Source organism: Microbacterium sp. 2FI, assembly GCF_005502885.1.
Classification (GTDB): Bacteria; Actinomycetota; Actinomycetes; order Actinomycetales; family Microbacteriaceae; genus Microbacterium.
This window is the reverse complement of sequence record NZ_SCMR01000037.1, coordinates 1-11,567: the sequence shown is the minus strand read 5'-3', so window position 1 is coordinate 11,567 and position 11,567 is coordinate 1. Positions and strand designations below refer to the sequence as shown.

At 70.6% G+C, this 11,567-nt stretch carries 8 protein-coding genes and 2 pseudogenes; 9 read left to right on the top strand and 1 reads right to left on the bottom strand.

What is annotated here, in order from left to right:
• Window positions 1–548, top strand: a pseudogene (locus FFS15_RS18730) (hypothetical protein); the annotation flags it as partial.
• A 69-nt stretch (window positions 549–617) separates the two neighbouring features.
• Here the strand turns inward: FFS15_RS18730 and FFS15_RS18395 are convergent.
• Window positions 618–2,360: a hypothetical protein gene (locus FFS15_RS18395; RefSeq protein ID WP_137846510.1), complete on the bottom strand. Its 1,743-nt coding sequence runs from the start codon at window positions 2,358–2,360 to the stop codon at window positions 618–620.
• Window positions 2,361–2,575: 215 nt separating this feature from the next.
• Between FFS15_RS18395 and FFS15_RS18390 the strand changes: the two genes are divergently transcribed.
• The 8 genes and pseudogenes from FFS15_RS18390 to FFS15_RS18355 form a co-directional block, all read left to right on the top strand.
• Window positions 2,576–3,316 carry a response regulator transcription factor gene (locus FFS15_RS18390; protein WP_137846509.1) on the top strand — a complete coding sequence of 247 codons (741 nt, stop codon included), beginning with the start codon at window positions 2,576–2,578 and terminating at the stop codon, window positions 3,314–3,316.
• Between the two features lie 43 nt (window positions 3,317–3,359).
• Entirely contained in the window at window positions 3,360–4,682 is a 1,323-nt protein-coding gene (locus FFS15_RS18385) for a S8 family serine peptidase (RefSeq protein WP_171013279.1), read from the top strand.
• A gap of 11 nt (window positions 4,683–4,693) precedes the next feature.
• Window positions 4,694–6,643, top strand: coding sequence for a hypothetical protein (locus tag FFS15_RS18380; RefSeq protein WP_137846507.1), 1,950 nt, complete (start codon window positions 4,694–4,696; stop codon window positions 6,641–6,643).
• A 34-nt stretch (window positions 6,644–6,677) separates the two neighbouring features.
• Complete coding sequence (locus FFS15_RS18375; protein WP_137846506.1) at window positions 6,678–7,727, top strand: hypothetical protein; 1,050 nt, start codon at window positions 6,678–6,680, stop codon at window positions 7,725–7,727.
• Between the two features lie 12 nt (window positions 7,728–7,739).
• On the top strand, window positions 7,740–10,145 hold the full coding sequence (locus FFS15_RS18370) for a hypothetical protein (RefSeq protein WP_137846505.1): 2,406 nt from the start codon (window positions 7,740–7,742) through the stop codon (window positions 10,143–10,145).
• The gene (locus tag FFS15_RS18365; RefSeq protein ID WP_137846504.1) at window positions 10,145–10,420 is read left to right on the top strand and encodes a hypothetical protein; all 276 of its coding nucleotides are present in this window, start codon (window positions 10,145–10,147) and stop codon (window positions 10,418–10,420) included. The genes FFS15_RS18370 and FFS15_RS18365 overlap by 1 nt, the downstream gene beginning before the upstream one ends.
• Window positions 10,413–11,144, top strand: a complete 732-nt coding sequence (locus tag FFS15_RS18360; protein WP_137846503.1) for a hypothetical protein — start codon at window positions 10,413–10,415, stop codon at window positions 11,142–11,144. The genes FFS15_RS18365 and FFS15_RS18360 overlap by 8 nt, the downstream gene beginning before the upstream one ends.
• Window positions 11,141–11,567 (top strand): annotated as a pseudogene (locus FFS15_RS18355) (hypothetical protein); the annotation flags it as partial. The gene FFS15_RS18360 and the pseudogene FFS15_RS18355, both read left to right, overlap by 4 nt.

Sequence of the window (11,567 nt, the reverse complement as noted above, 5' to 3'; positions counted from 1 at the left end):
TCGGCGACAGCGAGTCGACGGATGCCGCGGCCACCGCCCCGGCGAGCACACCCGGCGGCACCACCGCAGGCTGGACCAACGGCGAGGACTCCATCCTCGGCGGCACCCAGCTGATCGCGCCGATCGCCCTGCCGATCACGATCGGCGGAAACGCCGTGTCGGTGGTCGGCGACAGCACGGCGACGACGCCCGTCGTCCCGGCCGAGCCGACGGATCCCGGAACCCCGGGTAGCCCCGGCACCCCGGGCACCCCGGGCACCCCGGGCACCCCCGGAACACCCGGAACACCCGGAACACCGGGAACCCCGGGAACACCCGGAACCCCGGGAACCCCGGGCACCCCCGGAAACCCGGCGGACGACGACGCCGCGATCGTCGCAGCGCCGGCCGGCTCCGTGGTGACGGCGACCCCGGTCTCGGCGAGCGCGACCGCTCTCGCCGAGACCGGCGGATGGAGCGCGCTGCCCGCACTGCTGATGAGCCTCGTGCTCGTCACGGCCGGCGCAACCGCGGTACGACGCCGAGGGGGGGAGCGTCTGACCGAATGAGGGTGCGGGAGGGCCGGCTCTGCCTGGACCGGCCCTCCCGCATCGGCGCGCCCGCGGCGGCGCCGCCCCCTACCGGCGCAGTGTCTTGCGTGCCCGTTCGATCGTCTCGTCGAAGTCGGCGAGCGCCCGCTCGACCGCCTCGCCGGCACCCTTCCGGGCGACCGCGGCGATGCGCTCGGCATCCCACGCCCGCGCGTCGCGCGATCGGTCGAGGCTCTCGCTGAGGGCGAGGAGCGCCCCGCCCAGAGCGAAGTCGACGAGCGGATCCACGTCGACCCAGGCGACCGGGCCCACGGCGTCGGCCGCGAACGGCTCGTTGACGACGACGACCTCTTCGGGCGACCGCGGCCGCCACGGATCGAAGTCGGGGATCCACTCGATGAGCTCGGGGATGATGACGTCGAAGATGAGACGCCGTGTCTGGCACCTGCTGGCGTAGCGACCCAGCACGTCGCGCGCGTGACGCCCGATGAGCCGCAGCGTACCCGCGCCGATCTTGTGGATCGGCACCTCCCGCATCGTGAGCACCGCCTCGAGCACGCGGTCCTCGTTGAGGATCGTGACGAGCAGCCGGCTGTTCATGCAGCCGATGTTCTCTGGCCGGGCGAGCCACACCGGGAGGTTCCGGAAGTACGCCTTGATCTGCCCGAGCACCTCCTGTCCGGCAGGCGTCGCGAGGAACCCCAGCCGCTTGGCCGGCGTGATGCTGAAGGCATCGCCGACGAGGTTGACGTTGACGAAGTGATGCCACGTCGCGTCGGTCACCACGCGCCCGACACCGGCGCGATGCCCGTCGTACGCGGCGATCCCGCCGAACTCGTGCGCCTGCGTGGGCGCCTTGCCGCCCGACACCGTGCCGGAGAGCACCTGATTGGTCGAGATCACCTCGGGCAGCGGCCGTGAGCCGACGGTCGCCGGCGGATACTCCGGCGCGTCGATCCCGACGTAGTCGAGGCTCTGGTCGGGATCGTCCGGTTCGACGCACTCGCCCTCGTGCGGGTGATCCGGCATGACACGGATGATGCCGTCCGGCCCGCACAGCAGCGGATGCGGGAACGAATACGTGAAGAACCCCGTGACCGCGGTGTACATGCGCGGCTCGATCGTCTGCGGCACCGCGTCGGACTGGTCGTCGAACTGCGATCCGGCGTCGCCCAGGCGATTGGTGTCGTTGCGACGCTGCCCGCCCATCGACACCTCGTCGGTGGCGGGGTTGCCCGAGGTCGAATTCCACAGGCGCATGTTGCGCGCGCGCGGCAGATCCCGGCCCATCAGCCGGCCGAGGGCGCCGTGGTCGCCGGTGGCGAACAGCCCGCCCCCCGACTGCTCGTACGCGGCGATCGCTCGCAGCTCGCTCGTCGCGAGTGCGTCGATCGGGTACGGGTTGCCGTCGGCGTCGAGCCGCTCGGTGCGCTCAGGCAGCTGCGTCGCGATCCCGAACAGGAAGACGACGTCGTACTTGTCGGACGCGAAGTGCGCCGGGTCGTCGAACGCGAATTCGGTGATGCGCGCCGCGACCCGGGCTTCGCCCGTGAGCATCTCGCTCGGCGCCGCCGCCCGCAGGTGCGCGAGCGTCACCTGGTAGCGCACCGGGAATGCCACGTCGAGCAGCGTCCGCACGAAGGTCGACAGGCCGAACCCGTCGTCCGAGAAGTCGAGCCCGTCGACGACCATGAGCACACGCACGCGACACGGCCGCAGCCACCACGGTGCGATCTTGGGCTCGAGCTCTCGCAGATGCAGATGCTCGAACCGAGCCTCGATCAGCTTCCGGTTGATCGGAGTCAGAAACTCCGGGATATCGATGTCCATCGCAAACCTCCCAGATTGCAGATCCCCCCGACGAGAACGAGGCCGGGGAGCGGGGCGCTGATACTCCGACCACGGATGCCGCCGGCTGCGGACACATGGGGTGCGCGCGGCCGAGACTTCTCGTACTCTGGGGCCAGCGCCGCGGGGGAACGGGACGGAACGGTGCCGATTGCACAGTTGGGGTGATCTCGAGATGCAAACGAGCCAGTTCCGCCATGGCCGACCAGGATGACGACGCTCTCTTCACGCGTGGGCTGCTCGACGCCTACTCCGAGGCCCTCGACGAGGTGACCGGCGGCCGCGACCACCGGCCGCTCGTGACGACGTGGCTGGGCCGCGCGTTCTCGGCGCACGCGACAGGTCACGTGCGCGTGTGGACCGACGCGCCGCGTTCCGACCTATGCCTGTGGCGGCATGAGTCGGATTCGATGGCATCGACCATCGACTTCTCGATGCCCGAGAACCCCCCGGCCGAGCGGCTCGAGGCGACCTGGTACGCGTGCGCGGCACGGCGGTTCGTGCTCGACTGGTTCGCATCGGGCTATCTCTCCGAGCTTCCCGTAGCGGCTGATCCGCACGGCTTCACCGTGGTGCTCGTCGGCACGCCCGAGCGCCCCGACGAACGAGGAGAGACGCGGCTCGACGACGTGCGGCGATACCTCGAAGTGCTCGAGCGCAGCCACGACCGCGAGCGCGTGACGGCCCCCGCGGCGGCGGTGACGGCTCGGGCGGACGGGCCCACGCTCACCACGCGCGAGATCGAAGTGCTGCGGATGCTGGGCGACGGACTGCTCGCCCGGACCATCGCGCTGCGGCTCGGCGTCTCGGAGCGGACGGTGCACAAGCACCTGGGCAACCTCTACGCGAAGCTCGACGTCCACGACCGTCTGCTCGCGGTACGTCGCGCCGAATCGCTCGGCCTCATCGAGCCGCCGCGCGCGGCGGGGGTGTCATAACTGCGTATTGTCCGGTGGTGGCGGTCGGATGTTCGATCAGCACGTGAAGCATCACCTGATCCTGAAGCTCCGGGAGCGGATACCCGAACCGCCGGCCATTCCGGACTGGATCACGTTCATCGGCGACAAGTCCGCCTCGGTCTCGCGCATCAACGACGAGGTCGATCCGGTGCTGCGCCGCGCGCGCACCACGTTCTGGGTGACGCACGAGTACATCCCCGCGACCGAGCGCTGGAGTCCGGAAGAGGTCCTCCACGGCCTCGATCGCACCTACCGCGTGATCTTCGACGACCTCGCGCCGCTCACACCCACCCTGCTCGCCGAGCTCGCCGGCCTCCGCTCGGTCGAGCGCTGCAGCCAACTCGTCGTCGCGAGCGTGGACCTTCCCGAGGCGCCGCGTGTCGCCCCGTTCGGTGCGACCGGATCCACACGCGAGCAGATCGGCCTCGACTACGCCAACGCCCTGACCCGCGGCCGGCCCGACGTCCGCATCGCGGTGCTCGACACCGGGGTCGACGTCGACCATCCCGAGCTCCAGGGCACCGTGGTGGCGGCATCCGATTTCGTCAATCTCGTCGGGCTCGACACGAGCGCCTTCGTCGGCGACATGCTCGACGCCGACGCCGACCCCGAAGACGAGGTCGGGCACGGCACGCACGTCGCGGGGATCATCGCGGGCGCGGGGCGCTCGATGGATGCCGGTACCGCCCCCGACTGCAAGATCATGGCCGTCCGTGTGCTCGCCACGATGCGCACCGCGTCGGGGCTGCAGGGGGCGGGCATCGTCGACAACATCAACCCGGCACTGAAGTGGTGCGTCGACAACGGCGCCGACGTCGTCAACATGAGCGTCGGCATCCGTCACACCGGCGGCGGCCTACCGCACGCCGACGTCGTGCGCTACGCGCAGAGCCGCGGAGTGTCGGTGGTCGCCGCGAGCGGCAACGACGGCGCGGCGACCAAGTACTACCCGGGCGCCCTGCCCGGGGTCATCGCGGTCGGCGCGTGCGACGAGGAAGGTCGTGTCGCGTCGTTCTCGTCGTACGGCGCCGACATCACCGTCGTCGCACCGGGCGTCCGCATCCTCAGCTCGTACGCCCACGGCCGCTACGCCGTGGCGTCGGGAACCTCGCAGGCGTCGCCCCAGGTCGCGGGTGCGGTCGCCCTCATGAAGTCGTACGCGCGCGACCACGGCTTCACCCTGGACGGCGACGACGTCATGCGCGTGCTGCGCGAGACGTCCGACCGGATCGACTCCCGATCGCGCAGCCCCCATGCGGGCTACGGGGTCATCAATCTCACTGACGCGTTCAAGTGGCTCTCCCGCGCCGCCGGATCCCGGCGCGCGGGCAGCCGTACTCGGTAAGGAGAACGGCGATGCCGTACATGCTCACCAACTCACTCGACTCGTCCGCCGCGAGCGGATTCCGCATCAAGCGCACGCTCGCGACCATCCAGGGTCAGCAGTCCGCCACCGACACGACGGTCGCTGCGGTACTCGACGAGCTCGACGGGCTCTTGAAGAAGGCGATCATCGCGTCCGATGGCGGCGCGGCCGCCGCCGTCGTGGAGTTCGCGCAGCTGCCGTTGACCCCGCGGCGCGCCGCCGCGGTGGGCGTCGGCCGCTGGGCGAACGACTCGCTCGCTCGCAAGCTCAAGGCCAATGTGCCCGGGGCCGGCGAGCGCACCTTCGCCGAGTTCATCGACGCGAGCGACGAGCTCACCGACCTGCGCTACGCGTTCGACGCGGAGCTGGAGACCCAGCGGGGCGTGCTCGACTTCAACATCCGCGCGGTGCTCGACCGCTCGGGGATCCGCGACCTCGTCTTCATCCGGGCGACGCAGGTCTACGGCATCCGACAAGCCGTGAGCCTCATGAATTTCGCCAAGACCCACGCGCAGGGTGCGAAGGACGTCGTCGCGTACGCGGCCGTCAGCGCCGCGCGCGAGGTCATCGACGAGAACTCGCTCCAAGTGCCCCACATCCCCGACGACAACAGTGCCGTCGTCAAGGCCCTCCGCGACACGCCGCTGATGTTCACGGCAGCCGGGTTCTCGGTCGCGGTGCTCGAGGCGGTCAAGGGCGAGCTCGACGACGCGAAGTACGACGACCTCATCGTCAAGTCGGGCGTGGTGATCCCGCCCGACCTCAGGCCCCGGCTCATCTCGTTCCTGAAGTCGTCGCCGGTCACCCTCACCGACGCCAACGCGCAGTACATGGTGCCGATGTATCTCGCGAAGGCCGTGGGCGCCGGGCCGGCGCCCACGACCTCTGCCACCGACCCCTTCGCCGTCACCTTCTACGGCGACGACACCGCCGCCGCGGCGGTCAACCAGGCGGCCGTCAAGTGCGCCGCTCAGCTCTTCTACGTCATGACCCTCGGCGACGAACTCGGCGTGTACGACGCGGTGCGGTACTTCACCGACACCTACCTCTTCACCGACGGCCTCGCCGTGAAGGACCCGGTGCTGCGCAAAGACCTCGAGGACTACGTGTTCTCGAACCGGTTCCCCGTGATCGATCCGAGCACGGGCCAGACCGACAAGGTCGACGTCACCCGCGAGCCGCTGCGCAAGGCCTACTACCGCCAGGTGTTCAACTCGGGAAGCGCCCCGACCGCCGGCGACGCCCCCGTCAACGAGGAGTTCGGGCGGCTGTGGAAGATCCTCATCCTCGAGTCGGCGCGCTATCTCGAGCGCGCGCAGGTGAGCCCGCACCCCGACAACTTCGTGTCGCGGCAGAACGTGATGCAGGCCGTGGAAGACCTGCAGTACAACCTGTCGACGAGCTGCGTGGGGCTGGCGACGGTGATGACCCCGCTCATGAACGCCGAGCTCGACTTCCTGATCTCGCGCATCTTCGGCCACCCCGAGATCCGCTCGCACATCGTGCCGAGCGGCGGGTCGTGGCTCAAGGTCATCGAGAAGCTCGCGACCTCGCGCGGCAAGCGCGCGCGGGTCTCGGTGCTCAACAACAAGGCGCGGCTCGGGTACACCCTGATCAACCAGATCGCCGGCTACACCGCCTGGACCTTCGAGCAGGACGAGCCGTTCTCGCAGTTCATCTCCAACGTCGACGCGTTCATCACGACGCAGAGCATCATCCAGGAGGACGGCGGCGACGATGAGGGAGGGTCCGAATCGTCGGGCTCGGATTCGTCGTCGGGGATGCCGGGGATGTCCGGGATGCCGGACCTGTCGAACCTGCCGGGAATGCCCTCCGGCCTCGTGCCGGCCGGCCTCGGCGGCTCGAACGGCGCGGGCGGCTCAGGGCTGAACGGCTCGGGTTCGAACGGGTCCGCCCCCGCCGACGACTGGGACTTCTGAGACCGCGTACGCCGCGACGAGAACGGAGCGCATGATGAGCCAGATTCCCGAGTGGTCGCCCGACGCGGAGATCCTCTCGATCGCCAGACAGCAGGCCGTGAACGTGCTCGCGCCCAGCGGGCCGTTCCAGTCGATGTCGCTGTCGGACCAGCAGAGCGTCTACCTGTCGCTCGTCGAGGAGGAGGTCGATCGCGAACGCGGTCGCCGCGGCCTCCAGCCCGTCGCGGTGGCGCGTGCGATGGCCACCGACTCCGGCAAGGAGATGGGGTTCCAGGGGTACCGCCCCGGGTTCGAAGGGTCGACGCAGGCCTTCAACGAGCTGGTCGACAGCGTCGATTTCCCCCAGTTCGTCGCCGACCTCATGAAGGCCGTGTTCAACGCCAACCTCAAGGTCATGAAGGAGCAGACCGACTCCTATATCAAGCTCATGAAAGAGGCGACCAAGTCGACCGCCGACTTCATCACCAAGGTCAAGGACGACGAGTCGTTCCTCAAGCTCGCCGAGACCAAGCAGGACCAGTTCGGCGTCACCACCGAGACCGCGCCCGACGGGTCGCAGAAGATGGTGCTCACCGGGCCCGAGGGCGACAAGGTCGACCCCGAGGATGCCGCGGTCAAGCGCGCCGTGCTCGAGGCGAAGATCGAGATGGCGAAGGAGCACCGGGCGGCGCTGCGGGAAGTCCTGCTGATGGGCGTCACCCGACTCGTGGTCGAGAAGGGCGTCATCGAGGCCGGCGTGGAGTTCATGATCACGGCGAACCGCAAATCCACCGCCTCGCACCAGGACCAGAACATCAACACCGTCAACGTGCAGGCGTCGTACGACCCGCCGCTGGGCGGACTGTTCGGCGGCCCGAGCGGGTCGATGACGATGAACAACACGAACATCCAGATCAACACGTCGCAGAAGGAAGCCACCGACACGCTGTCGGCCAAGCTCACCGGCAAGGTCAACATCCAGTTCAAGACGGACTACTTCAAGCTCGACAACTTCGCGACGATGTACGCCGACGGGGGCACCGCGGCCCTCGCGCCGGCTCCCGGCGGCGCGGCACCGGCCGCGGGAGCACCCCCGCGCAGGTAGGCGGCGGGGCTCATGGCGCTGGCACAGCTTCGGGAGGTGGACGGCGATGGCGACGCGATACTGCTCGAGCTCGACACGGGGACCAATCCGTTCTTCCGCGTCTCACTCGGCACCGAGGTGCGCACCGTCGACGGGATCGCCGTGCTCGACGCCCCGTACTGGTCCAGTCCCTGGCAGCAGAATCCTCGGGCGGGGCGCCACCTCGACACCTCGACGGCGTTCCCCCTCGACCGCGCCGTGGTCACCGAGCGCCGCACCCTCGTGCAGGTGCAGTCGGCGAAGGATCGGAACGGCCGGGCTCGCGCGTTCTCGCGCCCGGCACGGCTCGAGGTCGGCGGAGACGTGCCGGTGCTCGGCAGTGCGCCCGGAGAGGAGCCGGCGATGACCCTCTCGCTGTCTCGTGCCTCGGCATCCGCCCCCGTACCGGCCGCGGCCTCCGCACCGCTGCGCACCGCACTCGCGCATGAGACCGCGGCGGCGCACTTCAGCCGCCCGGCATCGCTCGACGACCTGCTCGGGAGTCTCGTGCAGGTCGCAGGTCCCCTTCTGCAGGGGCTGCTCAGCGGCGGCGGTGCGGGTGGCACCGCCGGCGCGGGCGGATCCCCGATCTCGACCGAGGTGCTCGGCGAACTGCTGCGCACGGTGCTCGCCGCCGCGGGCGGGGCACCCGCCGCGGCAGGCGGGGCACCCGCTACCACCGGCGGGGCGAGCGGGGCAGCGATCTCGCCGCCGCCGCCGGCAGCCACGCACCCCGCAGCACCGGCTCATGCCACCGCGCCCGCGCACGCCGGCGCCGCGGCACCGGGAGCGACGGCGGCAGGTGGCGCGGCTGGGTCGGGCGCTGCCGCGGGGACGGCCGGTCCCACCGCCGCAGGCCATGCCGGCGCCGACCTGTTCGGCTCGGCGATTGATCCGCTGCCCCTCGGCGGCGACCTCTTCTCGACCCCCGAATCGGTGCGCATGGACTGGACGACCACGCTCGCGCGACCGATGTGGGGCGGCGGCGGCCTCATCCGCCTCACCGACACCCTCGTGGGCGTCCTGCCGCAGCTGCTCAACGCCATCGCCGATCGACACTCACGCCGCGGCGACAGCGAGTGCCGCTCCCTCGACGACGCGCTTCCCGCGCCCGCGCGTGCGCGTCTCGTGCAACTGCTGCAGAGCCGCGGCAATGCGGCGGAGCGATCGGATGCCGGCATCGACGAGCTCGTCCGGTTGCTGCGCACCGGCACCGTCCCCGCCCCGGTCGGCACGCCCGTCACGCCGACGCCGGCCGGCCCTGCTGCGGCCCAGACCCAGAGCGTCGCCGCGTCCGGTGCGTCGGGCGCAGCATCCGACCGCGCGAGCCGCGCCGTGCTCACACCGCTCCTCGCCCCGCCGATCGCCCGCCCCCTCGGGCCGCGTGCGGTGTTCGCCACATCGCAGGCGATCACGCTCCGCTTCCAGCTCGATGTCGGCGCCGACGGGCCTGCCACCGCGCTCGCGCGCGCGATCCTCGACGTCGAGGTGCGCGAACCCGGCGGCGCGACCGCGCTGCTCTCGCGCTCGGAGCGCCTGAGCGATGTGCGACCCGGGACCCCGCTCTCGGTCGCGCTGACGACCCAGGAGGTCGCGGCGCTGCCGCGCGACGTCGACCTCGAAGTCTCGGCGACCCTGCGCTGGCGGGGGAAGACGGGCGTCTACCGGAGCGGCTGCGTGAGCCGGATCGTCGTCTCGGCCACCCGGAGCGTCTCGGCGCGCGGAGCGAGCGCGGGCGAGGCCCGAGAGCTCACCGACATGGGCCGGTTCCGCTCCTTCTGGAACCGTGTGTGGTCGACGACGGACGGCGCAGAGGGAGACCTGCCGCTGTGGGGATTCGATGCGACGCTGCGGTATTCGGTCGTCCTCGCCGGAACCGACCGCGGCAACGGGCTCATGCAGACGCGGGCCGATCTGCGTCCCGGCGACGGCGGCGTGCGCGAGCTGACCGGCGGCCGGTTCAAGGCCGGCATCGAGATCGCCCCGGTCGAGCTCAACGCCCTGCTGCCGCTGTGGGAAGGCTCCACCCCGCTGCCCCCCGAGGCGGTCGAAGCGTTCGCGGCGCCCGCATGGCGCGCAGGCGCAGGCGGCGACACCACGGTAAACGTGCGCTTCGACGGACGCCGCAATACGCGGGGGGCCCTGTGGGTCGTGCCGGTGCTGGACCTCCGCACTTTCACGCTCACGACGGCGTCGGAGCTCGATGCCTACGGCCAGGTGATCGCCGTGGCCGAGGAGCAGGTGCGCTTCCCCGTGATCGAGGCCGTACGAGTGCTGGGCCTGGCCTCATCGGTCGACGAGGAGGCGGCCGAGGCCACCCCGAGCGGCTACCGGTTCGACGGCTACTCGGTCGTCTTCGACGTGAAGGCCGGGCTCGAGCCGGCCGTGGGAGGTGCCTGATGGACGAGGCCTTCCTGGCGCTGCACACGCTGCTGCCCGATCTCCTGCCGCTGACCGAGCCGCTCCACGACGAGCTTGCGGGCGTCCGCCAGATCATCACGGGATGCGAGGTCGAGACGCCCATCGAACTCGATCTGACGATGCGAACGGGATCAGACGGACGCGAGCGGGTCGAGATCGGCGCAGCCCCGCCGCTGTACCACCTCGAAGTCTCGGAGCTGCCGGTGTTCCATGCCGTGCGCATCGTCGTCACGAGCGAGGCCCGTCATGGCTGAGAACGTGCCCTGGCGCCTCGAGGACTTCGTCGACTCGCTCGTCGTCGAACTCGACAAGACGCGCGAGACGCTCGCGGTCAAGGCGATCAACAAGCCGCTGAGCTACTCGGTCAAAGAGGTCTCGCTCGATGTGAACGCCTTCCCCACCTACGCCGAGGGCTCGGTGCGCTTCGTCACCGCGCGCCCGGGCGAAGAGGGATCATCGCGGCTGTCGATCCAGCTCAACTCGATCACCGACCAGCAGGTGCGCGCGAGCACGAAGGACCGGAGCGACGCGCCGTCAGCCGAACGGCTGGAGGTCGACGAACCCACGCGCACGAAGCTTCGTCGCATCGGAGTGAGCTCCCTCGAGGATCTCAAAGACCTCCAGACCCGCAAGGTCGACCTCGGGGCTGCGACCGACTCCGACATCGACTACGGCGAGATCGCGCGCAAGATCCAGCAGTCGCGCCGCGCCAAGTCGGCGCCGGTCATCGACGGCGTGAGCATGTCGCAGTCCGACGGCCAGCCCGTGCTGCTGCTGGAAGGACGAAATCTCAGCGTCGACGGCTCTTTCGAACCGGTGGCCGTCGTCAACGGCGTGCTGGCCGAGGTCGTCTCGCGCGGACCCGCGCACCTGAGCCTGCGCATCGACGACGACCGACCGCTCGCCGCAGACAACGAGGTGGTCGTGACCTTCGACCAGTTCGCCGTCGTGAGAGTGAATGTGAGGACCGCAGAATGAGCTCCCCCCGCAGGACCAGCATCGATGCCGACTTCTCGCGACTGCTGTCGCGCAGCTACGGTCTGCCGACCGCGCTGCCGGCCCGCGCCGCGCGCGCTGTCACCCTCACCGCCGACACCGGCAAGGATGTGCTCGACGCCTCCGATGCCGCCTTCGAGGAGTACGTCGTCGAGCGCGGCGAGCCGCCCGTGGCGCCGGAGGCGGCACCCGGGCCTTCCGCCTCGAGCCCGGCCGTGGCGCCCGCCCCGGCCGCCCCGAGCGCCGGCGACCCCTATGCCGCGGCGACCGCGCCGACGAACGGTGCGCCCCCGCCGGCACCCGCAGTACCCGCACCCGCACCCGCCGCGCCGGCCGCCGACGCTCCGGTGCAGGAGCGTGCGCCGTCTCCGGCATCCGTCGCCCCGCCCGCACCGGCGCCCGCCG

What these genes read in the sequence shown, in the direction of transcription:
- FFS15_RS18375 (WP_137846506.1), top strand. Translation starts at nt 6,678, where the DNA reads ATGAGCCAGATTCCCGAGTGGTCGCCCGACGCGGAGATCCTCTCGATC.
- FFS15_RS18395 (WP_137846510.1), bottom strand. Translation starts at nt 2,360, where the DNA reads ATGGACATCGATATCCCGGAGTTTCTGACTCCGATCAACCGGAAGCTG.
- FFS15_RS18370 (WP_137846505.1), top strand. Translation starts at nt 7,740, where the DNA reads ATGGCGCTGGCACAGCTTCGGGAGGTGGACGGCGATGGCGACGCGATA.
- FFS15_RS18365 (WP_137846504.1), top strand. Translation starts at nt 10,145, where the DNA reads ATGGACGAGGCCTTCCTGGCGCTGCACACGCTGCTGCCCGATCTCCTG.
- FFS15_RS18390 (WP_137846509.1), top strand. Translation starts at nt 2,576, where the DNA reads ATGGCCGACCAGGATGACGACGCTCTCTTCACGCGTGGGCTGCTCGAC.
- FFS15_RS18360 (WP_137846503.1), top strand. Translation starts at nt 10,413, where the DNA reads ATGGCTGAGAACGTGCCCTGGCGCCTCGAGGACTTCGTCGACTCGCTC.
- FFS15_RS18380 (WP_137846507.1), top strand. Translation starts at nt 4,694, where the DNA reads ATGCCGTACATGCTCACCAACTCACTCGACTCGTCCGCCGCGAGCGGA.